Origin of the sequence: Micromonospora sp. DH13 (assembly GCF_020873825.1) — a bacterium.
Classification (GTDB): domain Bacteria; phylum Actinomycetota; class Actinomycetes; order Mycobacteriales; family Micromonosporaceae; genus Micromonospora; species Micromonospora haikouensis.
In genome coordinates, this window is record NZ_JAHWGR010000021.1 from 113903 (window position 1) to 138589 (window position 24687).

The following is a 24687-nucleotide window of genomic DNA, read 5'->3' on the forward strand; positions in this document are numbered from 1 at the left end:
TACCGCCAGCCCGACCCCCACCACCCGTCCTCGGCCCTTTGCTCTGCACCCACGGACGCAGCGGGTCACGCAGCGCTGTCCGGGGTCGGCAGGCCCGGCCCGGACGGACGCCGCAGATGCGCTGCTCAGGCCAGTGTTGCGCGGGTGGGTGCAGAGCAAAGGGGACAGTGAGTCTCTGGCGGAGCGGGCAGGTCGACACGCAGCGTGAGGCCCCGGCGCGGCCCCCTCGCCGCGCCCGTGTTCACCCACGGTGAGGTAGCGGCTGGCGGACCGTGTCCCTTTGGCGGCGGGTCGGTGGCCGGCTGACGGTTTCGTCCGCACCTTTCCCAGATCAACTACTTGCTTTTGTTCGAACGGACGAAAGTTGTGGTCAGATCGGCTGAAGCTCTGGACAGCAGCCGCAGAACGCTTCTACTGTGTCGCACACAACACGTCGCGATTTCGTCGATGTGAACGACTCCGATGCGGAGGTGAGTTGCCGGTGCGAACGGTGGAGCCCCTGCACCTGCGGCTGTTGCGATTGCTCCGCGACGAGGGAGCTGTCTCCCGGGCGGAGCTGGGCGACCGGCTGGAGATGCCGCGTCCCCGGCTGCTCGCCGAGCTGGAGCGGCTGGTGGACCTCGGCTACGTCGCCGAGGCCGGCCTCGCGGCGTCGCGGGGCGGGCGCCGGTCGACCCTGGTCGAGCTCAACCCGCAGCTGCGCTTCGCGGCGGTCGACCTCGGCGCGAGCTCGATCGACGTCGAGGTGGTCAACGGGCGGCTGGAGCCGGTCGCCGCGTACGCGGAGCCGGCCGACATCCGCAACGGTCCGAAGGTGACCCTCCAGCGGGTGAACGAGCTGCTGCACAAGTTCCGGGTCGACGGGGCGTACGAGCGGCTGCACGCCGTGGGCATCGGCGTCCCCGGGCCCGTGAGCTTCCGCGACGGGGTGCCGGTCTCGCCGCCGATCATGCCCGGCTGGGACCGCTTCCCCGTCCGCGAGCTGTTGACCCGCGAGCACGGCTGCCCCGCGGTGGTCGACAACGACGTCAACATCATGGCGATCGGCGAGCGGCACGGCGGCGTCGCCCACTCGGTGGACGACTTCCTGTTCGTCAAGATCGGCACCGGTATCGGGTGCGGGATCTACCTCAGCGGCGAGGTCTACCGGGGCACCGACGGCTGCGCCGGGGACATCGGCCACATCCAGGTCGACACGCACGGGCCGACGTGCTCCTGCGGCAACGCCGGCTGCCTGGAGGCGCTGTTCAGCGGGGCCGCCCTGGCCCGCGACGCGAACGCCGCCGCGCGCAACGGCTCCTCGCCGGCCCTGGCCGAGCGACTGTCCACCCGGGGCACCGTCACGGCGGAGGACGTCGCCGAGGGCGCCATCGAGGGCGACGTGGTCTGCATCCAGCTCATCCGCGACGGCGGCCGGCGGGTCGGCGGCGTGCTGGCCGGGCTGGTCAGCTTCACCAACCCGTCGATGATCGTGATCGGCGGTGGGCTGGCCAGGCTGGGCCACATCCTGCTCGCCGAGATCCGCAGCGTGGTCTACCGCCGGTCGCTGCCGCTGGCCACCGGCAACCTGCCGGTCGTCCTGTCCGAGCTGGGCGCGCGCGCCGGGGTGGCCGGCGCCGCCGTGCTCGCCAGCGATGTGGCCTTCGGGGAGGCGTCATGAGCAAGGACGACAACGCGGCCCCGCTGGTCGAGGCCCCCGCCGACACCGTGGCCGGTGAGGTGGTGCTGCGGCTGACCGACGTGGTGAAGACCTTCCCCGGCGTACGGGCGCTGGGCGGGGTGCAGCTCGAGGTGCGGGCCGGCGAGGTGCACTGCCTGCTCGGCCAGAACGGCGCCGGCAAGTCCACCCTGATCAAGGTCCTCGCCGGGGTGCACCGCCCCGACTCGGGCGAGGTGCAGTGGCGGGGCCAGCCGGTCGAGTTCGCCAACCCGCAGGCCGCCATGCGCGCCGGCATCGCCACGATCTACCAGGAACTCGACCTGGTCGACGACCTGTCGGTCGCCGAGAACGCGTTCCTCGGCCACGAGCCGCGCCGGGGCGGTTTCGTCCGCCGCGGCCACATGGCCCGCCGGACCCGGGAGATCCTGGGCCGGCTCGGCCACGGCGAGATCCCGCCGGGCCGGATGGTGCGGGCGCTGCCGGCGGCCGGCAAGCAGATCGTCAGCATGGCCCGGGCGCTCTCCCACGAGGCCCGACTGATCATCATGGACGAGCCGAGCGCGGTGCTGGCCCACGACGAGGTGGGCAACCTGTTCCGGATCATCCGTGAGCTGACCGCGCAGGGCATCGCCGTCATCTACATCTCCCACCGCATGGAGGAGATCCGCGAGATCGGCGACCGGGTCACCGTACTCAAGGACGGCCGGACCACGGCGGCGAACCTGCCGGCGCGCGACACCCCGACCAGCGAGCTGGTCGCGAAGATGACCGGCCGCAACATCGAGTACGTCTTCCCGGACCGTCCCGCCGACACCGGTGCCGGCGCGGAGCTGCTCCAGGTCGACGGGCTGACCCGGGCCGGGGAGTTCGCCGACGTGTCGCTGCGCGTGCGGGCCGGCGAGATCGTCGGCATCGCGGGGCTGGTCGGCTCCGGCCGTTCCGAGCTGCTGGAGACCATCTACGGCGCCCGCCGCGCGGACGCCGGCGCGGTCCGGATGGGCGGGCGCGCGCTGCGCCCGGGCAGCGTCGGCGCGGCGGTACGGGCCGGCATGGGGATGGCCCCCGAGGAGCGCAAGAGTCAGGCGCTGCTGCTCGGCGAGCCGATCTTCCGCAACGTCACGCTGGCCACGTTCGGCCGGTTCGCCCGCCTCGGCTTCACCGACGCCGGGCGGGAGCGGGCCGAGGCGGAGGGGGTCGCCGACTCCCTGGAGCTGCGTCCCCGCGACGTGCGCCGGCCGGTGCGCACCCTCTCCGGCGGCAACCAGCAGAAGGTCGTGGTCGGGCGCTGGCTGCTCGGCGGCACGAAGCTGCTGCTGCTCGACGAGCCCACCCGCGGCGTCGACGTCGGCGCCCGGGCGGAGCTGTACCAGGTGATCCGGGGGCTGGCCGCCCAGGGCGTCGGGGTGCTGCTGGTCTCCAGCGAGGTGCCCGAGGTGCTCGGCCTGGCCGATCGGGTGCTGGTGATGCGCGAGGGCCGGATGGTGCGCGAGGCGCCCGCCGGTGAACTGGACGAAGACACGGTGCTCGACCTCGTCATGGCGGGGTCGCTGATGGAAGGCGCACCAGCATGACCGATAGCACACCCACCGCCACACCGGAGCGGCCGGCGGAGCTGCCGGCCCAGTCCCCGCCCGTGGACCCCGCCGCGACGGCGGCGGCCGCCAAGAGCCCCGGTCATCACGGGGCCGCCCCGGCCGCCGGCCGGCTCTCCTTCTGGCGCGGCGACAGCGGCGAGGGCGCCCGGCGCAACCTCGGCCTGATCGGCGTCCTCGTCGTGCTGGTCGTGATCGGCATCGCCACCCGCCCCGACCTGTACGGCAACTCGAGCTGGGTGTGGGACAACATCCTCACCATCCTCAAGCTCGCGTCCGTGGTCGGCGTGGTCACCGTCGGCATGACGTTCGTGATCATCGGCGGCGGGATCGACCTGTCGGTCGGCGCGATCGTGGCGTTGGCCGGGGTGTGGGCCACCACGCTGGCCACCCAGAGCTACGGCGCGGGCGGCATGATCTTCACGGCGCTCGCCGTCGGGCTGGGCGTCGGCCTGGTCAACGGCCTGCTCGTCTCGTACGGGAAGCTGGTGCCGTTCATCGCCACCCTGGCCATGATGGTGGCCGCCCGGGGCCTGGCCGCGGAGATCTCCGACAAGCAGACCCAGGTGTCGGGCAACAGTGTGATCAACGGGATCGCCAGCACCAGCCCGCTCGGCATCCCCCTGCTGGTCTACATCCTCGCCGCCGTGGTGGTCGCCGGCTGGGTGCTGCTCAACCGGACGACGTTCGGCCGGCGCACCGTCGCCGTCGGCGGCAACCCGGAGGCGGCCCGGCTCGCCGGCATCAACGTGCGGCGGCACACCGTGCTGCTCTACGCGCTCTCCGGCCTCTGCTGCGGCATCGCCGCGATCATGCTGACCGCGCAGGCCAACTCCGCCCAGGCAGCGATGGCGAACCTCTACGAGCTGGACGCGATCGCCGCCGCGATCATCGGCGGCACGCTGCTCAGCGGCGGGCGGGGGACCATCGTCGGCTCCCTGCTCGGGGTGATCATCTTCTCCACCATCACCAACCTCTTCGCCATCAACGGCCTCTCCACCGAGGCCCAGAACATGGTCAAGGGCGGGATCATCGTGGCCGCCGTCCTGATCCAGCAGTTCCAGTTCCGCAGCTTCACCCAGTTCCTCGGCCGCAACCGCCTCACCACCACCTGATCCACCCGCACCACCACCCGAGGCACCACACCGCCCAGCACATCCGGCGACCGTCGCACCGACGGTGGCTCGGCGCACCACACCCTTCTTCCGCCCACCACCCTCTTCCAGGAGGTCGTCATGACCCAGCACAGTCGGGACCTGTCCCGTCGGCGGCTGCTGTTCGGCGGGGCCGCGCTCGGCGCGGGCGCCCTGCTCACCGCGTGCACCAGCAACGAGGCGGCGCCCACGGCGGCGCAGACCAAGGTGGCCGAGGCCGCCGCCGGCGGCAACAGCACCCCGGGCAAGCAGGTGACCATCGGCTTCTCCGCCCCGGCCGCCGACCACGGCTGGATCGCCGCCATCACCAACAACGCCAAGGCGCAGGCCGGCGCGTACTCCGACGTGAAGTTCACGTCGGTCGAGGCCGGCGCGGACGCGGCGGCCCAGCGCGCGGCGCTGTCCACCCTGGTCGCCCAGAAGCCGGACGTCATCGTGCTGCTGCCGCACGACGGCAAGGAGCTCAACGCCTTCGGCCTGGAGGCCATGAAGGCCGGCATCCCCGTGGTCAACCTGGACCGGGCCTTCCCGGACGCCCGGGCCTACCGGCTCCAGATCAAGGGCGACAACTACGGCATGGGGGTGGCCGCGGCCACCTTCATCATCGACCAGCTCAAGGCCAAGGGCGTCAGCAACCCGATCATCGGCGAGATCCCCGGCATCGACTCGCTGGAGCTGACCCAGGAGCGCTCGAAGGGCTTCGCGGACACGCTCGCCGCGAGCGGCTTCAAGGTGGCCAACCGGCGTCCGGCGGAGTTCACGGCGGACTCCGGCCAGCAGGCCGCCACCGGCCTGTTCCAGGCGCTGCCGAAGATCGACGCGATCTGGAACCACGACGACGACCAGGGCATCGGGGTGCTCGCCGCCGTCAACCAGGCCAACCGCAAGGAATTCTTCATGGTCGGCGGCGCCGGCTCGAAGAAGGCGATGGAGGACATCCAGGCCGACAACACGGTCCTGAAGGCCACCGTCACCTACAGCCCGTCGATGGCGTCCTCCGCGATCTCGCTCGCCCGGCTCATCGGCCAGGGCAAGGGCATGTCCGACCTGGTGGAGCTCCAGGTGCCCAAGGAGATCGTGCTGGCTTCCGAGACGATCACCAAGGAGAACGCGAGCAACTACCTCAAGCTCGGGTTCTGACACACGGGGGGAGACCCACCTTGTCCACTCACCACAGTCAACTGCGGGTCGGTATGGTCGGCTACGCGTTCATGGGCGCCGCGCACTCACAGGCGTGGCGCACCGTGAACCGGGTGTACGACCTGCCGGCGCAGGTGCGGATGGCGCTGGTCTGCGGCCGGGACACCGGAAAGGTGGCCGAGGCCGCCGACCGGCTCGGCTGGGAGGCGCACACCACGGATTGGCGTCGCCTCGTCGAGTCCGACGAGATCGACGTGGTCGACATCTGCACACCGGGGGACAGCCACGCCGAGATCGCGCTGGCCGCGCTGGCCGCCGGCAAGCACGTGCTCTGCGAGAAGCCGCTGGCCAACACGGTCGCCGAGGCCCGCGAGATGGCCGCCGCGGCGGTCGCCGCGCAGGCGGCGGGGGTCCGGTCCATGTGCGGCTTCACCTACCGCCGGGTCCCGGCGGTCACCCTGATGCGTCAGATGGTCGCCGAGGGAAGACTGGGCACCATCCGCCACGTCCGGGCGGCGTACCTCCAGGACTGGATCGTCGACCCGCAGTTCCCGCTGGTCTGGCGGTTGCAGAAGGACAAGGCGGGCTCCGGCGCGCTGGGTGACATCGGTGCGCACATCATCGACATGACCCAGTACGTCACGGGCCAGCGGATCACCGGGGTCAGTGCGATCACCGAGACGTTCGTCAAGCAGCGTCCGTTGCCGGCGGAGTACAGCGGCCTGGCCGCGCAGGCCGCCGGCAACGGCGCGGCCGACGGGCAGGGCCCGGACCTGGGACCGGTCACCGTGGACGACGCGGCGGTCTTCGTGGCCCGGCTCGACGACGGCGCGCTGGCCACGTACGAGGCGAGCCGCTTCGCCACCGGCCGTAAGAACGCGCTGCGGGTGGAGATCAACGGTTCGCTGGGCACCCTGGTCTTCGACCTGGAACGCCTCAACGAGCTGGAGTTCTACGACGCGACGCGACCCGCCGCCGAGCAGGGCTTCACCCGCATCCTGGTGACGGAGGCCGAGCACCCGTACATGTCGGCGTGGTGGCCGCCGGGCCACATCATCGGCTACGAGCACAGCTTCACCCACCAGGCGCGCGATCTCGTGGAGGCGATCGCCACCGGCGTCGACCCCGCGCCGTCGTTCGTCGACGGGTTGCAGGTCCAGCTCGTGCTGGACGCGGTGACCCGCTCGGCGGAGCTGGGCTCCACGTGGACCCACGTGGCGCCGGCGTTGGAGGCGGTCGCCGCCTGACCGGACGGCGGTGCGGCCCCGTGCCGCATCGCCCGACCAGAGGCTTTCCGGACCGGCCGGCGAGGGACCCGCCGCGGTTGCGCCCCGCGGCGGGGACGGGGTCGGCTCCGGAAGGCGTGCGACGGCGGGCATCCGCCCGGCGCGCACGACAGCACGACGGCACCTCCGGTGCGGCCGGACCGGGATTCCCCGGTCGCGCCGGAGGGCCGAGCACCACGCACCACGCACTGCGGGGGAGACAGGGACGGGACGCCGACCGACCCTGCCTGCCAGCCTCGTCCGCCGCCCGATCCGGCGAACTCACCCGGCACCGTTGTCGCCGCTTTCGGCGCCGGACGTGGGGAGTCGGGCCGGGCGGCCGGGCGGGGCGCATAATATCGACGTTGATCTATGCTGGAGCCACTGGCGGAAGGAGCACCATGCGTACGGGTGTCTGGCTGGTGGGGGCGCGCGGCTCGGTCGCGACCACCAGCATCGTCGGGGCGCTCGCCCTGCGGGCCGGGTTGACCGGCCCGACCGGCTGCGTCACCGAGCTGTCCGAGCTGCGGGGCCCCGCGTGGCCCTCGTTCGCCGACCTCGTGTTCGGCGGTCACGACGTGGCCGCCACCCCGCTGGCCAAGCGGGCCGAGTCCCTGGCCGACGCCGGGGTGGTCCCGGCCCGACTGGTCGCCGCGCTCGGCGAGGAACTGGCCGCCGTCGACGACGACGTGCGCCCCGCCCCGGTGGACGGGACCCAGGCCGACCGGGCCGCCGCCGTCGTCGCCGACCTCGCCGCGTTCCGCGAGCGGCACGGGCTGGACCGGGTGGTGGTGGTCAACGTCTCGGCCACCGAGCCGGCCGCCCGCCCGCACCCCGCGCACGCCGACCCCGACGCCCTGGCCGCCGCGCTCGCCGCCGGCGAGGAGGTGCTGCCGCCCAGCTCGCTGTACGCGTACGCGGCGTTCACCGCCGGCTGCCCCTACGTGGACTTCACCCCGTCGACCGGGGCCCGGCTGCCGGCCCTCGCGGCGCTGGCCGCCCGGCACGCCGTGCCGTACGCGGGGCACGACGGCAAGACCGGGGAGACCCTGCTCAAGTCGGTGCTCGCCCCGATGTTCGCGATGCGGCACCTCGCGGTGCGCTCCTGGTCCGGCACGAACCTGCTCGGCGGTGGCGACGGCGCGACCCTGGCCCAGCCGGACGCCAACGCCGCCAAGGTCGCCAGCAAGCAGCGCGTCCTCGGCGAGATCCTCGGGTACGTCCCGCAGGGCGACACCCGCATCGACTACGTCGAGGAGCTGGGCGACTTCAAGACCGCCTGGGATCTGATCACCTTCGCCGGCTTCCTCGGCACCGGCATGCGGCTGGAGTTCACCTGGCACGGCTGCGACTCCGCGCTGGCCGCCCCGCTCGTGCTCGACCTGGCCCGGATCACCGCCGCCGCGCACGCCGCCGGCCGGCACGGGCCCCTGACCGACCTCGCGTTCTTCTTCAAGGACCCGCTCGGCCCCGCCGACTCCGTGCCGGAGGCGGGTGCGACCGCCGACCGGGCCCCCAGCCACGCGCTGGGCGAGCAGTGGGCCCGGCTGGCCGCGTTCGCCGCCGACCTGCACGCCGGGGCCGGCACACCGCCGGCCGGCGGTGCCGCGTGAGCACCCTCGCCGACCTTGCCGAGCTGGTCCGCGCCCCGGCCGGGCTCTCCGTGCCGGGCGACGTGCTGGCCGGCGCGGCGGCGGCCGGCGCGCTCGGTCGGCGTACGCCCGGCCTGGCCGCCGCGTCGGTGCTGCTGTACTGGGCCGGGATGGCCGCCAACGACTGGGCCGACCGGGGACTCGACGCGGTCGAGCGCCCGGAGCGCCCCATCCCCAGCGGCCGGGTCAGCCCGCCCGCCGCGCTCGGCGTCGCCGCCGGCCTGACCGCCGCCGGGGTGGCCCTGGCCGCCGCGGCGGGCGGCCGGCGCGCCGCCGCCGTCGCCGTGCCGCTGGCCGCCGCCGTCTGGGCGTACGACCTGGCGGCGAAGAACACCGCCGCCGGCCCCGCCGTCATGGCGGCCTGCCGAGGGCTGGACGTGCTGCTCGGCGCGACCGGCGGCCGGCTGTCCCGGGCCGTGCCGGCGGCGGCCACCGTCGCCGCGCACACCTGGACGGTCACCGCCCTGTCCCGCCGCGAGGTCGGCGGGACCGACCGGGCCCTGCCCGGCGCGACCCTCGCCGGCACGGCCCTCGTCGCGGCCGCCGCCGTGGGCCCCCGGCCCGCCGCCGCCCCGGCGGCCCTCGCCGCCGGCTACCTCGCCCGCTACGGCGGGGCGCAGGTCCGGGTGCTCGCCGACGGTTCGGCCGGCCGGGTCCGGGCCGCCGTCGGCGCGGGCATCACCGGGCTGCCCGCGTTGCAGGGCGCGCTGACCGCCCGGGCCGGCGCGGGGCTGCTCGGCCTCGCGGTCGCCGCCGCCGCGCCGCTGGGCCGGCTACTGGCCCGGAAGGTGTCCCCGACGTGACCGCCGACCCGCCGACCGGCCCCGCCGCCGACCGACCCGCCCCCGCCGCCCCGGCCGGACCCGGCTCGCTGCGGTTCGGCTACGGCACGAACGGGTTCGCCAACCACCGGCTCGACGACGCGCTCGCCGTCATCGCCGACCTCGGCTACCGGGGGGTGGCGCTCACCCTCGACCACGACCACCTCGACCCGTTCGCCCCCGACCTGGCCCGCCGCACGGCCGCCGTGGCCCGCCGCCTCGACGCGCTCGGGCTCGCCGTGGTGGTCGAGACGGGGGCCCGGTTCCTGCTCGACCCGTGGCACAAGCACGCGCCGACCCTGCTGCACGACGACCCGGCCCGCCGCGTCGAGTTCCTCCGCCGGGCCGTCGCCGTCGGCGCCGACCTGGGCGCCGAGGCGGTCTCCTTCTGGGCCGGGGTGCGCCCCGCCGACGTCGCGCCGGCCGTCGCCTGGGACCGCCTCGTGGCCGGCTGCGCCACCGTCTGCGCGGCGGCCGACGCCGCCGGGGTGCGGCTCGGCTTCGAGCCGGAGCCCGGGATGCTCGTCGAGGACATCGCCGACTGGCGGCGGCTGCACGACGCGCTGGGCCGCCCGGCGTCGTTCGGCCTCACCCTCGACATCGGACACTGCCGCTGCCTGGAGCCGGTCGACGTGCCCGACTGCGTCCGGTCCGTCGGCGCGCACCTGGTCAACGTGCAGATCGACGACATGCGCCGGGGCGTGCACGAGCACCTGGAGTTCGGCACCGGCGAGATCGACTTCCCGCCGGTGCTCGCCGCGCTCGCCGAGGTCGGCTACGCCGGGCTGGTCGCCGTGGAGCTGCCCCGGCACTCGCACGCCGCCCCGCAGGTGGCCGCCCGGTCGCTCGACTTCCTGCGGGCCGCCGCCGAGCGCGCCGTGGCCGCCGGACACGCCGTCGCCGTCGCGGGCCGTGCCGCCGCCGGGCCCGGCACACCGTCCGACCACCCCGGCGGCGGCTGAGCACCGTCCGCACCAGCTCGGAAGGGAGACCGGGATGACACCCGAACGACTACGCGCCGCCCTGCGGGGCGTACCGGACCCGGAGTGGCTGGACGCGGCGATCGAGCGCGTCGCGGCCGAACCGGCGACGGTCCCGCGGTTCTTCGCCGCCGCCGCCCGCCGCTGCGGCCGGGGCCCGCTGCCCGACGCCCCCGGCTGGACGGCCGACGAGGCGGCGCGGGCGCTGCTGCTGGCGGCGTTGCCCGACGACCACGCCGGCCACGCCGCCGACGTCTACCGGCACGGCGACGCCGCCGAGAAGCTTGCCGTGCTGCGGGGCCTGCCGCTGCTGCCGATCGGCGCGGAGTGCGAGCCGCTGCTGCACGACGCGATCCGCACCAACGACACCCGGCTGATCGCCGCCGCTCTCGGCCCGTACTCCCGGCACCTCGACGCCGACGCCTGGCGGCAGGCCGTGCTCAAGTGCGTCTTCACCGGCGTGCCGCTGGCCGTGGTGCACGACCTCGACGCCCGCGCCGACGCCGGGCTGGCCGCCATGCTGGGCGGGTTCGCCGTCGAGCGGCGCGCCGCCGGCCGGGACGTGCCGGCCGACGCCGCCGCCCTGCTCGACCGGCTCACCGCCGCCGCGAGCCCCACCGGGAGTCCTGCCGCAGGCCCCGCCGCGAGCCCGGTCGCGGACCCCGCCGTACCGTCCGACGCCCGGAAGGCGTGACCATGCGTATCTTCGACCCGCACATCCACATGACCTCCCGCACCACGGACGACTACGAGCGGATGGCCGCCGCCGGGGTCCGGGCGGTGGTCGAGCCGGCGTTCTGGCTGGGCCAGCCGCGCACCAGCCCGGACAGCTTCGCCGACTACTTCGACTCGATCATCGGGTGGGAGCCGTTCCGGGCCTCGCAGTTCGGCGTCCGGCACCACGCCACCATCGCGCTGAACCCGAAAGAGGCCAACGACCCCCGCTGCCGGCCGGTGCTCGACCTGCTGCCCCGCTACCTGGAGAAGGACGGCGTGGTGGCGGTCGGCGAGATCGGGTACGACTCGATGACCCCGGCCGAGGACGAGGCGTTCGCCGCCCAGCTCGCCCTGGCCGTCGACCACGGCCTGCCGGCCATGGTGCACACCCCGCACCGGGACAAGGCCCGGGGCGTCGAGCGCAGCCTCGCCGTGGTCGCCGAGTCCGGCATCGACCCGGGCCGGGTGGTCCTCGACCACCTCAACGAGGTGACCGCCGGCCTGGTCCGGGACTCCGGCTGCTGGCTGGGCTTCTCCATCTATCCCGACACCAAGATGTCGCCGCCGCGGATGGTGGAGCTGCTGCGGCTGTACGGCACCGAGCGGATGCTGGTCAACTCGGCCGCCGACTGGGGCCGGTCCGACCCGCTGCTGACCCGGGCCACGGGCGAGGCGATGCTGCTGGCCGGGTTCACCGCCGACGACGTCGACCGGGTGCTGTGGCGCAACCCGGTCGAGTTCTACGCCCAGTCCGGCCGGCTCGACCTGACCGGCGTCGACGACGCCGACGCCGATGCCCCGGGCGCGGCCGGCGGGCAGCCGGGGGCGGGCGGTGCCGGCGGCACGTTCGCCGGCAACTCGATCCTGCGCGGCGGCAGCTGATGCGGCTGCGCCACGGCGGTGGCGAGACCGTGCACCTCGGCTACTGCACCAACGTGCACCCGGCCGAGGACCTCGCCGGCATCCTCGCCCAACTGGACACCTACGCCGTGCCGGTGCGCCGCGCCCTCGACTCCGACCGCCTCGGGCTGGGGCTGTGGCTGGCCGCACCGGTGGCCGCCGCGCTCGCCGCCGACGAGGGCCTGCGCCGCCGGCTGCGCGCCGAGCTGACCGCGCGCGGGCTGGAGGTGGTGACGCTCAACGGCTTCCCGTACGCGGCGTTCCAGGCCCCGGTGGTCAAGCACGCCGTCTACCACCCGGACTGGACGACGCCCGAGCGGCTCGCGTACACCCTGGACTTGGCCCGGGTGCTGGCCGACCTGCTGCCCGACGACGCGGCCCGGGGCTCGGTGTCGACCCTGCCGCTGGCCTGGCGCACCCCGTGGGACGCCGACCGGGCCGACGCGGCGCGGCGGCGGCTCGACGCGCTGGCGGCCGGGCTGGCCGGCATCGAGCGCGACACCGGCCGCACGGTGCGGGTCGGCTTCGAGCCGGAGCCGGGCTGCGTGGTGGAGTCCACCGGCCAGGCCGCCGCCCTGCTCGCCGGCACCGACCCGGCGCGGCTCGGCGTCTGCCTGGACCTGGCCCACCTGGCCTGCGCGTGGGAGGAGCCGGCCGCCGCCCTGGGCCGGCTCGCCGCCGCCGGGCTGCCGGTGGTGAAGGTGCAGGTGTCCGCCGCGATCGAAGCCCCGGCCGGCGCGGTGGAGGCGCTGCGCCCGTGGGTGGAGCCGCGCTTCCTGCACCAGACCCGCGCGGCCGGCTGCGGCCACGCCGCCGACCCGGCCGACCCGGCGTACGCCGCCGACGACCTCGACGCGGCCCTGGCCGCGTCGCTGCCCGGCGCGTGGCGGGTGCACTACCACGTGCCGCTGCACGCCCCGCCCGAGCCGCCGCTGACCGCGACCGTGCCGGTGCTGCGCGCCGCGCTGGCCGCGCTGTTCGCCGGCCCGGTCGCCGGCTGCGACCACCTCGACGTCGAGACGTACACCTGGGGGGTGCTGCCGGCGGCGCGGCGGCCCCGCGACGCGGCCGAGCTGGCCGCCGGGATCGCCGCCGAACTGGCCTTCGCCCGCGACGAGCTGGTCGCCGTGGGCCTCACATCACTTGGGACGGGGGTGCTGCGGTGAGCAAGCGACTGGTGGTGCTGGACGTGGTGGGCCTGACCCCACGCCTGCTGGCCCACATGCCCCGGCTGCGGTCGGTGGCCGACGGCGGCTTCACCGCCCCGCTCGGCACGGTACTGCCGGCGGTCACCTGCGCGGTGCAGTCCACGTTCCTCACCGGCGAGCCGCCGGCCGGGCACGGCATCGTCGGCAACGGCTGGTATTTCCGGGAGCTGGGCGAGGTGCTGCTCTGGCGGCAGCACAACGCCCTGGTCGGCGGGGAGAAGCTGTGGCAGGCCGCCCGGAGGGTCGAGCCGGGCTACACGGTGGCCAACGTGTGCTGGTGGTACGCCATGGGCGCGGACGTGGACTGGACGGTCACCCCCCGCCCGGTCTACTACGCCGACGGCCGCAAGGAGCCCGACTGCTACACCGACCCGCCCGAGCTGCACGACGAGCTGACCGCGAAGCTGGGCACGTTCCCGCTGTTCACGTACTGGGGGCCGGGGGCCGGGCTGCCGTCGTCGGCGTGGATCTGCCGGGCGGCCGAGCAGATCCTCGCCGACCACGCCCCCGACCTGACCCTGGTCTACGTCCCGCACCTGGACTACGACCTGCAACGGTTCGGGCCGTCCTCGCCGCAGGCCGCCGCCGCGGCGGCGGAGCTGGACAAGGTGCTCGGCCCGCTGATCGACGCCGCCCGCGCCAAGGGCGCCACGGTGGTGGCCCTGTCCGAGTACGGCATCACCGACGTGGCCTGCCCGGTGGACGTCAACCGGCTGCTGCGCGCCGAGGGGCTGCTGCGGGTGTACACCCAGGACGGCATGGAGTACCTGGACCCGTGGACGTCGCGGGCGTTCGCCGTGGCCGACCACCAGATCGCCCACGTGTACGTCCGCGACCCGGCCGACGTGCCGGCGGTGGCGAAGCTCTGCGCGGGGCTGCCCGGGGTGGCCGAGGTGCTCGACGCCGACGGCCAGGCCGCGTACGGGCTGGCCCACCCGCGCAGCGGCGAGCTGGTGCTGGTGGCCGAGCCGGACGCCTGGTTCACGTACTACTACTGGCTCGACGACGCCCGCGCCCCCGACTTCGCCCGGCTCGTGGAGATCCACCGCAAGCCCGGGTACGACCCCGCCGAGTTGTTCTTCGACCCGGCCGCCCCGGGCGCGGCGAAGCGCCGGGCCGCGACCGCCCTGGCCCGTAAGAAGTTGGGTATGCGGTATCTGATGAGCGTGGTGGGGCTGGACGCCGGTGCGCGGGCGGTGCGCGGGTCGCACGGCCGGCTGCCGGCCGACTCGGCCGACGGTCCGGTGCTGCTCTGCTCCGACCCCGGCCCGGCCCGCGACGCGGTGGCGGCGACCGAGGTGAAGGCGTTGCTGCTGGAGCTGGCCGGCCTGACCCGTCACGGGTGAACCGGCCTCGCCACTGAACAGGGAGACACAACATGACGGTGACGGCCGCGCCCAGCGACGCGAGCGGCCTGCGCACCCGGGTCGACACCGAGCTGGCCGCTTTCCTCGAGCGGCAGGCTCCCGACTGGCCCGACGGCGCACCCCGGGGCATCTTCGCCGCCCTGCACCGGTTCGTCCTGGCCGGCGGCAAGCGGCTGCGCCCGCAGTTCTGCTACTGGGGCTGGCGGGGTGCCGGCGGGGAGGACGACGGCGGGGACGGCACCCCGATCCTGGTCGCCTCGGCGGCGCTGGAGCTGTTCCACGCCTTCGCGCTGATCCACGACGACATCCTCGACCACAGCGACCGGCGGCGGGGCGCGCCGTCGGTGCACCGCATCTTCGCCGACCTGCACACCCGCTCCGCGTGGCGGGGCGACCCGGAGGCGTACGGGCGCAACACCGCCCTGCTCTGCGGCGACCTCTGCGCCGCCTGGGCGGACCAGATGTTCCACGAGTGCGGGCTGCGCCGCGACGAGCTGCTGCGCGGGTACGCGGTGTTCGCGCTGATGCGCACCGAGGTGATCGCGGGGGAGTACCTGGACCTGGTCTCCGGCGTGGGCGACGGCTCGGTGGCCAGCGCGCTCACCGTGATCCGGCTCAAGGCGGCGCGCTACACGGTGACCCGGCCGTTGCAGATCGGCGCTGCCCTGGCCGGCGGGTCGCCGGAGCTGGCGGAGGCGCTGGCCGAGTTCGGCGACCCGGTCGGCGACGCCTTCCAGCTCCGCGACGACGTGCTGGGCGTCTTCGGCGACCCACAGGTCACCGGCAAGTCCGTCCTGGACGATCTGCGTGAGGGCAAGCCGACGGTGATGATGGCGCTGGCCCGGCAGTCGGCGGACCGGGCGCAGAGCGCCCGGCTGCGGGAGCTGTTCGGCAACGCCGACCTGGACGACGAGGGCGCCGCCGAGCTGCGGGCCATCATCGAGGCCACGGGCGCCCGGGACGAGATCGAGCGGATGATCCGGATGCGGGCCAACGCGGGCCTGCGTGCCCTGGCCGACGCGCCGCTCGCCCCCGCGGCCCGGGAGGCGCTCGCCGGGCTGGCCGCCCGGACCATCACCCGCACGGTCTGACGCCGCCGCCGGGCCCGGCGGTGCGGGCCCGGCGGTGCGGGGCCCGCCCGCCGCCGGGCCGGCGGTGCCGGGCGGCAGCCCGTTCGTGCGGGCCGGCGGCGGGCGCACATTTTCGAAACATCCTCGACACAACCGCGCAGATCGATTACTGTGAATGTGCTGCGAATCGGTTCGACGAAGTGTCTCCAGTGGGCGCGGTGCCCTCGTCGTCGGCTGCCGGCCGCAATCTCCGTCCCCGCGTGCCGACGGTCTCGTCCCTGCCGACGAGCCCAGCCCGCCGAGGAACGTCCACCGGTGTGCCGAAAGGACGTCCGTCGCGGTATCCGGCGCGACGACGCGCCCCACCACCGGCCAGAGAGGGCACCCCTGCATGTATAGAAGACTTCGTCACCACCGCCGCGCCGCCGGTCACCACGGCCCGGCCCGGAGCTGGCAGGCGGCGGGCACCGCCCTGCTCACGGTGGTCGCCGCGGCCACCGCCGTCGCCGTGTCGGCGCCGCCGGCCGCCGCGCACACCATCAACGCCAGCGACTTCCAGCAGGTCGAGCTGGCCCGCGGCGTCTCCGAGATGGGCGAGCCGATGTCGCTGGCCGTGCTGCCGGACCGGTCGGTGCTGCACACCGCCCGCAACGGCACGGTGCGGCGCACCGACGCCTCCGGCACCACCAAGGTCATCGGCACCATCCCCGTCTACACGCACGACGAGGACGGGATGCAGAGCCTCGGGGTCGACCCGAACTTCGCCACCAACCGGCACATCTACCTCTACTACGCCCCGCCGCTGTCCACCCCCGGCGGCGACGCGCCCGCCACCGGCACCAACTGGTCCGCCTGGCAGGGCGTCAACCGGCTGTCCCGCTTCACCCTGAACTCCGACTTCACCATCAACATGTCCAGCAAGGTCGACATCCTCGACATCGGCACCGACCGGGGCATCTGCTGCCACGTCGGCAGCGACATGGACTTCGACGCCGCCGGCAACCTCTACCTGTCCACCGGCGACGACAGCAACCCGTTCGACTCCGCCGGCTACTCGCCCCTGGACGAGCGCACCAACCGCAACCCGGCGTACGACGCGCAGCGCAGCGCCGGCAACACCAACGACCTGCGGGGCAAGCTCCTGCGGATCAAGGTGAACGCCGACGGCACGTACTCGATCCCGGCCGGCAACCTCTTCGCCCCCGGCACCGCGAAGACCCGCCCCGAGATCTACGCGATGGGCTTCCGCAACCCGTTCCGGATCAGCGTCGACAAGGCCACCGGCATCGTCTACGTCGGCGACTACGGGCCGGACGCCGGCAGCACCAACTCCAACCGGGGCCCCGCCGGCCAGGTCGAGTTCAACCGGGTCACCGGCCCCGGCAACTACGGCTGGCCGTACTGCACCGGCACCAACACCACCGCCGAGACCTACAACGAGTGGGACTTCGCCAGCAACTCCACCGGCCCCAAGTTCAACTGCACCGGCGGGCCGACCAACAACTCGTTCCGCAACACCGGCCTGAGCACCCTCCCGCCGGCCAAGCCCTCCTGGATCAAGTACGGCGGCGACTCCGGCAGCCCGCCCGCGTTCGGCAGCGGCTCCGAGTCGCCGGCGGCCGGCCCGGTCTACCGGTTCGACGCCAACAACCCCTCGGCGACGAAGTTCCCGCAGTCCTTCGACGGGCAGTTCTTCGCCACCGAGTTCGGCCGCGGCTGGATCAAGCCGATCCACCTCAACACCGACGGGTCGCCCGGCACCATCGACAGCTTCCCCTGGGTCGGCAAGCAGGTGATGGACTCCGCGTTCGGCCCCGACGGGGCGTACTACGTGCTCGACTACGGCACCGGCTACTACAACGGCGACGCCAACTCGGCGCTATACCGCTTCGACTACGTCGGCGTCGGCAACCGGGCACCGGCCGCCCGCGCCAGCGCCGACCGGACCTCCGGGCCGGCCCCGCTGACCGTGAACTTCTCCTCGGCCGGGTCCGCCGACCCCGAGGGCGGGGCGCTGACCTACTCGTGGGCGTTCGGCGACGGCACCACCTCCACGGCGGCCAACCCGGCGAAGACGTACACCACGGACGGGTCGTACACCGCGACGCTGACCGTGCGCGACCCGCAGGGCGCGACCGGCTCCAGCAGCGTCACGGTCAACGTCGGCAACACCGCCCCGACGGTCACCATCACCGGGCCGGCCAACGGCAGCCTGTTCTCCTTCGGTGACAACGTGCCGTTCAGCATCACCGTGACCGACCCCGAGGACGGCTCGATCGACTGCACCAAGGTCAAGATGACCTACGTGCTCGGCCACGACCAGCACGGCCACCAGATCGCCTCGCAGAACGGCTGCTCCGGCACCATCACCATCCCCGTCGACGGTGAGCACGACGACGCGGCGAACATCTTCGCCGTCTTCGACGCCGAGTACACCGACGCCGGCGGCCTGACCACGCACACCCAGCACATCCTGCAGCCCCGGCACCGGCAGGCCGAGCACTTCAAGACCTCGTCCGGCATCAGCACCTACGACAAGACCACCGCCGAGGGCGGCAAGACCGTGGGCGACATCCAGAACGGGGAGTGGATCGCCTTCGAGCCGTACCGGATCGCGAACGTCACCTCGTTCACCGCCCGGGTCTCCTCGGCCGGCGCAGGCGGCACGCTCCAGGTCCGCACCGGCTCGCCGACCGGCACCGTGCTCGGCTCGGTGACCGTCCCGGTGACCGGGTCGTGGGAGACCTTCACCACCGTCACCGGGTCGATCTCCAACCCGCCGACCGGCACCACCACCCTCTACCTCACCTTCGCCGGCGGCTCCGGGACGCTGTACGACGTCGACGCGTTCACCCTGAACACCGGCACCGTGACGCCGCCGACCGGCACCGGCCGGATCGTCGGGTTGGCCGGCAAGTGCCTGGACGTGCGCAACGGCTCGTCGACCGACGGCACGCAGGTGCAGCTGTTCACCTGCAACGGCGCCGCCGGCCAGCAGTGGACGGTGGGCACGGACAGCACGATCCGGTCGCTGGGCAAGTGCCTGGACGTCAACGGGGGCGCCTCGGCCGACGGGACGAAGGTGCAGCTCTGGTCGTGCAACGGCGGCAACGCCCAGCGGTGGGCGGCGCAGTCCGACGGTTCGCTGCGCAACACCCCGACGGGCAAGTGCCTGGACGTCTCGGGCAACAACTCCGCCGACGGCACGGTCGTGCACCTGTGGACCTGCAACGGCGGGACCAACCAGAAGTGGACCCTGCCCTAAGGCACCTCTGCGGTCTCCCTGCGGTCCCCCGCCCCAGGCGGGGGACCGCACCGCCACCACACCCAGGAGAACGACATGCGAAGACTCCTCCGTCCCCTCCTCGGGGCGGCCACCGCCGCCCTGGCCGTGCTCGCCTGCACCACCCCGGCCACCCCGGCGTCGGCCGCCGACGCCCCGTACGACGTGCTGGTCTTCTCCAAGACCGCCGGGTTCCGGCACGACTCCATCGCCGTGGGCACCCAGGCCATCCGTGACCTCGGCGCGGCCAACAGCTTCACCGTCACCGCCACCGAGGACGCCGCCCAGTTCACCACCGCCAACCTGGCCCGCTTCGAGGCGGTGATCTTCCTCAACACCACCGGCGACGTGCTCAACGACAGCCAGCAGGCGGCGTTCGAGTCGTACATCGGCGCCGGCGGCGGCTACGTCGGCGTGCACTCCGCCGCCGACACCGAATACAACTGGCCGTTCTACGGCAACCTCGTCGGCGCGTGGTTCGCCTCCCACCCGGCCATCCAGCAGGCCCGGGTGAAGGTGGAGGACCGGGCGCACGCCGCCACCGCGCACCTCGGCCAGACCTGGACCCGCACCGACGAGTGGTACGACTTCCGCACCAACGCCCGCTCCACCGCGCACGTGCTGGCCAGCCTCGACGAGTCGTCGTACTCGGGCGGGGCGATGGGCGGCGACCACCCGCACGCCTGGTGCAAGACCTACAGCGGCGGCCGGTCCTTCTACACCGGCGGCGGCCACAGCCAGTCGTCGTACTCCGAGGCGGCGTTCCGGTCCCACCTGCTCGGCGGCATCCGGTACGCGGCCGGGCGCACGAAGGCCGACTGCCGGCCCGAGACCGGCTACACCGCCCTCTACAACGGCTCCACGACCGGCTGGAGCCAGGCCGGGCCGGGCGGCTTCGCCAACACCGACGCCACCCTCAGCTCCTCCGGCGGCCTCGGCCTGTACTGGTACAGCGCGAAGCAGTTCACCAACTACTCGCTGAAGCTGGACTGGCGGATCCCCGGGGACGACAACTCCGGGGTCTTCGTCGGCTTCCCCGCCTCCACCGACCCGAACTCGGCGATGACCAACGGGTACGAGGTGCAGATCGACGCCACCGACTCCGACGACCGCACCACCGGCTCGATCTACGGGGTCAAGTCCGCCGACCTGGCCGCCCGCGACGCCGCGCTCAACCCGCCGGGGGAGTGGAACACCTACGAGCTGCTGGTCGAGGGGGAGCGGCTCCAGGTCCTGCTCAACGGCGTGAAGATCAACGACTTCACCAACACCGACCCGGCCCGCTCGCTCGCCGGCTACGTCGGCATCCAGAACCACGGCACCGGCGACGACGTGTCGTTCCGCAACATCCGGATCAAGGAGTTGGGCGGCACGAACCCGCCGACGACCCGCACCGGGCGGATCGTCGGGCTGGCCGGCAAGTGCCTGGACGTGCGCAACGGCTCCTCGGCCGACGGCACCCAGATCCAGCTGTTCACCTGCAACGGCGCCGCCGGCCAGCAGTGGACGGTGGGCACGGACAGCACGCTGCGGTCGCTGGGCAAGTGCCTGGACGTCAACGGCGGCTCCTCTGCCGACGGGGCGAAGGTGCAGCTCTGGTCGTGCAACGGCGGTGGCGCCCAGCGGTGGGCGGCGCAGTCCGACGGGAGCCTGCGCAACACGCAGTCGGGCAAGTGCCTGGACGTCTCGGGCAACAACTCGGCCGACGGCGCGGTCGTGCACCAGTGGTCCTGCCACGGCGGGGCCAACCAGAAGTGGACCCTGCCCAGCTAGCTGGAGGTAAGGAAGGGCCCCCTGTTAACGCATTCTGTTGCACAGGGGGCCCTTCCTAACCGCCGCAGGCGGCCATAGAGTGAGCGGCGGCGACCGTACGCGGTTGCCGGTGACCCGGCGGGAGGCGCAACCCGCTGGGCCCAGGCGCTGTTCCGCGCCCACCGGCACCCCGCCCGGTCCGCCGCGCACCAGCCCGGCCCAGCCCGGTCACCCTCGCCCCGGTCACGCACACGGAATCCCCCATTACCACCACAGGGGAGTAGGACTCATGGCGCGACCCATCACGCTCTTCACCGGCCAGTGGGCCGATCTTCCGTTCGACGAGGTCTGCCGGCTCGCCTCCGAGTGGGGCTACGACGGGCTGGAGATCGCCTGCTGGGGCGACCACTTCGAGGTCGACAAGGCCCTCGCCGACGACTCGTACGTCGAACGGAAGCTCGCGACCCTGGCGAAGCACAACCTGAAGGTCTTCACGATCTCCAACCACCTGGTCGGCCAGGCCGTCTGCGACCACCCGATCGACGAGCGGCACCAGGGGATCCTGCCCGCCCGGATCTGGGGCGACGGCGAGCCGGAAGGGGTCCGCCAGCGGGCCGCCGAGGAGATCAAGGACACCGCGCGGGCGGCGGCGAAGCTGGGCGTGGACACCGTCGTCGGGTTCACCGGCTCGTCGATCTGGCACACCCTGGCGATGTTCCCGCCGGTGCCGCCGGAGATGATCGAGCGCGGCTACCAGGACTTCGCCGACCGGTGGAACCCGATCCTCGACGTCTTCGACGAGGTGGGGGTGCGCTTCGCCCACGAGGTACACCCCAGCGAGATCGCCTACGACTACTACACGACCAAGCGGACGCTGGAGGCGATCGGCCACCGGCCCGCGTTCGGGCTGAACTGGGATCCGTCGCACTTCGTGTGGCAGGAGCTCGACCCGGTGAACTTCATCTTCGACTTCGCCGACCGCATCTACCACGTCGACTGCAAGGACGCGAAGGTGCGCACCGGCGACGGCCGGCGCGGCCGGCTGGCGTCCCACCTGCCCTGGGCCGACCTGCGCCGGGGCTGGGACTTCGTCTCCACCGGCCACGGCGACGTGCCGTGGGAGGACTCTTTCCGGGCGCTGAACGCCATCGGCTACTCCGGCCCGATTTCCATCGAGTGGGAGGACGCCGGGATGGACCGCCTCGTGGGGGCCCCCGAGGCGTTGCAGTTCGTCCGGCGGCTCGCCTTCGACGCCCCGTCGGCGGCCTTCGACGCGGCGTTCAGCAGCAAGGACTGACGCTCGGCAGCACCGAGGACTGAGCCGGCCGTGCCGGTCGGGCCCGCCCGGGTCCGGCCGGCCGCGCCGGTCACCTGCGGGGCAGGGCCGCCTCCCCCGCCGGGCAGGGCCGCCGGCCGCCCCGCTGGCCCGGCCCACCGGTCACGACGCGCCGTAGACGTCGTCGCTGGCCAGGCGGGCCGCGCCCACCACCCCGGCGGTGTCGTCCAGGTCGGACAGCACGATCGGCAGGTTGCCGGTGGCCAGCGGCGGAGACCGCCGGTAGACCACCGACCGGATCTCGGCGAGCATGGTCGGCCCGAGGCCGACGGCCGTCCCGCCGATGATCACGATGCCCGGGTTGACGAAGTTGACCAGCCCGACCAGGACGCGGCCGAGCCGCCGGGCCGCGTCGCGGACCAGCGTCTGCGCGGCGGGGTCGCCGGCGACCGTCGCCCGGCCCACGTCCGCCACGGTGATCGCGCCGGCCTCGGCGAGCCGGGTGGCGAGCGCCGGCGACCGCCCGTCCTCGACCGCCGCGAGCGCCTCCCGGACCAGGGCCTCGTCCGAGCAGTACGCCTCTAGGCAGCCCGTCTCGCCGCAGGCGCAGGTCGGGCCGTCGTCGCTCTGCCGCAGGTGCGCGATGCCGCCCGCGCCGCTGGTGGCGCCCCGGTGCAGTGCGCCGCCGAGCACCAGGCCGCAGCCGATGGCGGTGCCCAGCTTGACGTAGAGGAAGTCGTCGAAGGCGCGGCCGGTGCCGGCGTGCTGCTCGCCGAGCGCCATCACGTTGGCGTCGTTGTCGACCAGCACCGGGCAGCCCAGCTCCGCGGCGAGCGCGTCGCGCACGCCGTACCCGTGCCAGCCGGGCAGGGCCGGCGGGGAGACGGGCGACCCCTCGCGGAACGCGACCGGGGCGGGCAGGGCCACCCCGACCCCGGTGAGCCGGCCCAGGCCGAGGTTCGCGCGGACCTTGCCGAGCAGTTCGAGCGTACGGGCGATGGTCGCCTCCGGGCCGAGGCGGACGTCGACGGGCTCGCGGCGCCGGGCCAGGACGGACAGCTCGCCGTCGGTGACCGCGACGTCGATCTCCCGGGGGCCGATCGTGATCCCGGCGAAGCGGACCGCGCCGGCGATGCGCAGCAGCGACGAGCGGCGACCGCCCCGGGACGCGGCCGGGCCGGCGGTCTCCACCAGGCCCAGGGCGACCAGGCGGTCGACCTCCGCGACGAGCCGCGCCCGGCTGAGCCCCGCAGCGTCGCCGAGCTCGACCCGGGAGCGCGGGCCGTCGTCGCGGAGCAACCGCAGCAGCCGGGCCTGGTCGGCGTTGTCCGGGCCGTCGTACGTCATGTCGTGACCACCTCCGTCCGGAATCCTCCCCCGTCGTCCCCCGGCCGCGCCCGTCGAGGGCGACAACGAGTGCCAGGTCACCCCGGACGCGGGGCGGGGCCGCGCCCGGTCACCCCGGACGCGGCCCCCTCGGGTCGGCTCGGCTCAGCCGCGCAGGCCCGACATGTGCTTGTAGCTGATCTGGGCGTACTGGAGCGACCGGCCCGGGTCGGCGGTGCCGCCGGGCGCGTTGTCCTGCTCCCACATCGGGTTGTGGTAGCCCTTCGCGCCCATGTTGGCGAAGAAGCCTCCGTAGTCGATGTCGCCCTGGCCGAGCGGCGCGAACTCGTACCCGTTGGTGACGTTGGGGTTGCGCTTGCCGTCCTTGGCGTGGAACAGCGGGAAGCGCATGGTCCGGGCCTGGACGGTGGCCAGCGGGTCGAAGATGTCCGTGCGGGCCACGCCGTCCGGGCCCGGTGTAGGTGTGCCAGCGGTGCTGGGCCACGTGCGCCCAGCAGATGTTCATCTCGAAGAAGACCCACTCGGGGTGGGATGAGCTGGGCTGACGCCCCGGTTGCGGCCCAGCATGGCAAGGAGTGCCGGCACGGCAGGCGGGCGGCCCGGTGCGGCAGGGTGCGCCGCAGGCACGGCAAGCGGGCCGGCCACCCGAAGGTGGCCGGCCCGTCGCTAACCGTGAGTCAGAGAGTGCTGCCGTTGGTGCCCGTGCCGGACGGCTTCGTCCGGGCCGGGCCGGAGGCCGACCCGCTCGTGGTCGACCCGGACGCGCCGGTGCCCGACGGGCCCCCGCCCGCCTTCGCGCCGACCGTCGCCGGGGTGCCCGCGAACGGCTTGTCGGCGGCGGTCAGCTCGTGCTTGCCGCTGTCGCCCCCGCTGCTGCCGTTGCTGCCCAGCTTCTCGCCGATCTTCGACTGGCTGAGCTTCTCCCTGCCCTCGCTGTAGAGCCGGTTGGCCTGGGCCTGCGCGACGCCGGCCGCCTCCTGGACGGTCGGGTGGTCGAGCACCTTGCGGCCCCGGACGACCAGCTCCTCGTACTTCTCCCGGCCGGCACGGGCGCCCAGGACGAATCCCGCAGCCAGCCCGCCAAGAAACATGATCTTTCCGCGCATGGCGGCTCCTTCCGTACCTGACGCGCCGTCGCCTCCCCGGGGCGGACCCCGCGGGCGACGAGTATCTCGCGCCTACGTCCTCTGTCGGCAGCTAACTACCCATCCTCCACCGCGCTCATACCTGGTTGTGCCCGGATGGCGAATTGTCCGCCCGCCGGGCGGTTCGGACACCCCCGGCGCCGGTGCGCCCCGCGTCGGAACCCCCTGGACCAAACCCCGGGTGAATCCTGTACTCTTGTGCCGTCGCCGAGGGTGTCGGAGAGATCCGATCCGGGCGGCGAGCGGTCCCCCGTAGCTCAATTGGCAGAGCAGCCGGCTGTTAACCGGCAGGTTTTTGGTTCGAGTCCAAACGGGGGAGCAAACAGCGAGAAGGCCCGCCGGTCGGAGCCGCGGGGGC

At 73.9% G+C, this 24687-nt stretch carries 19 protein-coding genes and 1 tRNA gene; 17 read left to right on the top strand and 3 right to left on the bottom strand.

All coding sequences use genetic code 11. The features are described 5' to 3' along the window. Nucleotides 1-481: 481 nt before the first annotated feature. The 16 genes from LPA42_RS20510 (at nucleotide 482) to LPA42_RS20585 (ending at nucleotide 21858) form a co-directional block, all read left to right on the top strand. Nucleotides 482-1660, top strand: a complete 1179-nt coding sequence (locus LPA42_RS20510; protein ID WP_077938787.1) for an ROK family protein — start codon at nucleotides 482-484, stop codon at nucleotides 1658-1660. Continuing rightward, the gene (locus LPA42_RS20515; protein WP_077938788.1) at nucleotides 1657-3231 is read left to right on the top strand and encodes a sugar ABC transporter ATP-binding protein; all 1575 of its coding nucleotides are present in this window, start codon (nucleotides 1657-1659) and stop codon (nucleotides 3229-3231) included. The genes LPA42_RS20510 and LPA42_RS20515 overlap by 4 nt, the downstream gene beginning before the upstream one ends. Further along, the gene (locus LPA42_RS20520; RefSeq protein WP_077938789.1) at nucleotides 3228-4367 is read left to right on the top strand and encodes an ABC transporter permease; all 1140 of its coding nucleotides are present in this window, start codon (nucleotides 3228-3230) and stop codon (nucleotides 4365-4367) included. Before LPA42_RS20515 ends, LPA42_RS20520 begins: the two co-directional genes overlap by 4 nt. Before the next feature lie 120 nt (nucleotides 4368-4487). Further along, nucleotides 4488-5546 carry a substrate-binding domain-containing protein gene (locus LPA42_RS20525; RefSeq protein WP_043966827.1) on the top strand — a complete coding sequence of 353 codons (1059 nt, stop codon included), beginning with the start codon at nucleotides 4488-4490 and terminating at the stop codon, nucleotides 5544-5546. Nucleotides 5547-5566: 20 nt separating this feature from the next. Continuing rightward, nucleotides 5567-6793, top strand: a complete 1227-nt coding sequence (locus tag LPA42_RS20530) for a Gfo/Idh/MocA family protein (RefSeq protein ID WP_077938790.1) — start codon at nucleotides 5567-5569, stop codon at nucleotides 6791-6793. Nucleotides 6794-7212: 419 nt separating this feature from the next. After that, complete coding sequence (locus tag LPA42_RS20535) at nucleotides 7213-8424, top strand: inositol-3-phosphate synthase (RefSeq protein ID WP_077938791.1); 1212 nt, start codon at nucleotides 7213-7215, stop codon at nucleotides 8422-8424. Beyond that, nucleotides 8421-9266, top strand: coding sequence for an SCO3242 family prenyltransferase (locus LPA42_RS20540; RefSeq protein WP_043966830.1), 846 nt, complete (start codon nucleotides 8421-8423; stop codon nucleotides 9264-9266). The genes LPA42_RS20535 and LPA42_RS20540 overlap by 4 nt, the downstream gene beginning before the upstream one ends. Nucleotides 9267-9334: 68 nt before the next feature. After that, a complete protein-coding gene (locus tag LPA42_RS20545) occupies nucleotides 9335-10246 on the top strand; it encodes a sugar phosphate isomerase/epimerase (RefSeq protein WP_077938817.1) in 912 nt (303 codons plus the stop codon). Nucleotides 10247-10280: 34 nt separating this feature from the next. Next, entirely contained in the window at nucleotides 10281-10958 is a 678-nt protein-coding gene (locus LPA42_RS20550; RefSeq protein ID WP_077938818.1) for an EboA domain-containing protein, read from the top strand. 2 nt (nucleotides 10959-10960) lie between these two features. Beyond that, complete coding sequence (locus LPA42_RS20555; RefSeq protein ID WP_077938816.1) at nucleotides 10961-11863, top strand: TatD family hydrolase; 903 nt, start codon at nucleotides 10961-10963, stop codon at nucleotides 11861-11863. Next, nucleotides 11863-13047 carry a metabolite traffic protein EboE gene (gene eboE, locus LPA42_RS20560; protein WP_077938792.1) on the top strand — a complete coding sequence of 395 codons (1185 nt, stop codon included), beginning with the start codon at nucleotides 11863-11865 and terminating at the stop codon, nucleotides 13045-13047. The genes LPA42_RS20555 and eboE overlap by 1 nt, the downstream gene beginning before the upstream one ends. Further along, on the top strand, nucleotides 13044-14435 hold the full coding sequence (locus LPA42_RS20565; protein ID WP_077938793.1) for an alkaline phosphatase family protein: 1392 nt from the start codon (nucleotides 13044-13046) through the stop codon (nucleotides 14433-14435). Before eboE ends, LPA42_RS20565 begins: the two co-directional genes overlap by 4 nt. A 32-nt stretch (nucleotides 14436-14467) precedes the next feature. Then, nucleotides 14468-15547, top strand: a complete 1080-nt coding sequence (locus LPA42_RS20570; protein ID WP_077938794.1) for a polyprenyl synthetase family protein — start codon at nucleotides 14468-14470, stop codon at nucleotides 15545-15547. 370 nt (nucleotides 15548-15917) lie between these two features. Next, nucleotides 15918-18791 carry a carbohydrate-binding protein gene (locus LPA42_RS20575; RefSeq protein WP_077938795.1) on the top strand — a complete coding sequence of 958 codons (2874 nt, stop codon included), beginning with the start codon at nucleotides 15918-15920 and terminating at the stop codon, nucleotides 18789-18791. 75 nt (nucleotides 18792-18866) lie between these two features. Continuing rightward, entirely contained in the window at nucleotides 18867-20582 is a 1716-nt protein-coding gene (locus LPA42_RS20580) for a ThuA domain-containing protein (protein ID WP_077938796.1), read from the top strand. Nucleotides 20583-20850: 268 nt separating this feature from the next. Then, nucleotides 20851-21858 carry a sugar phosphate isomerase/epimerase gene (locus tag LPA42_RS20585; RefSeq protein WP_043966839.1) on the top strand — a complete coding sequence of 336 codons (1008 nt, stop codon included), beginning with the start codon at nucleotides 20851-20853 and terminating at the stop codon, nucleotides 21856-21858. Between the two features lie 141 nt (nucleotides 21859-21999). On the opposite strand, the gene LPA42_RS20590 is transcribed toward LPA42_RS20585, so the two are convergent. The 3 genes from LPA42_RS20590 to LPA42_RS20600 form a co-directional block, all read right to left on the bottom strand. Then, nucleotides 22000-23184, bottom strand: coding sequence for an ROK family transcriptional regulator (locus tag LPA42_RS20590; protein ID WP_077938797.1), 1185 nt, complete (start codon nucleotides 23182-23184; stop codon nucleotides 22000-22002). 144 nt (nucleotides 23185-23328) lie between these two features. Next, nucleotides 23329-23625, bottom strand: a complete 297-nt coding sequence (locus tag LPA42_RS20595; RefSeq protein WP_198956653.1) for a sugar phosphate isomerase/epimerase — start codon at nucleotides 23623-23625, stop codon at nucleotides 23329-23331. Between the two features lie 236 nt (nucleotides 23626-23861). Then, a complete protein-coding gene (locus tag LPA42_RS20600; protein ID WP_077938798.1) occupies nucleotides 23862-24290 on the bottom strand; it encodes a hypothetical protein in 429 nt (142 codons plus the stop codon). A 285-nt stretch (nucleotides 24291-24575) separates the two neighbouring features. Here LPA42_RS20600 and LPA42_RS20605 point away from each other — a divergent pair. Continuing rightward, nucleotides 24576-24648, top strand: a tRNA-Asn gene (locus LPA42_RS20605). Nucleotides 24649-24687 lie beyond the last annotated feature (39 nt).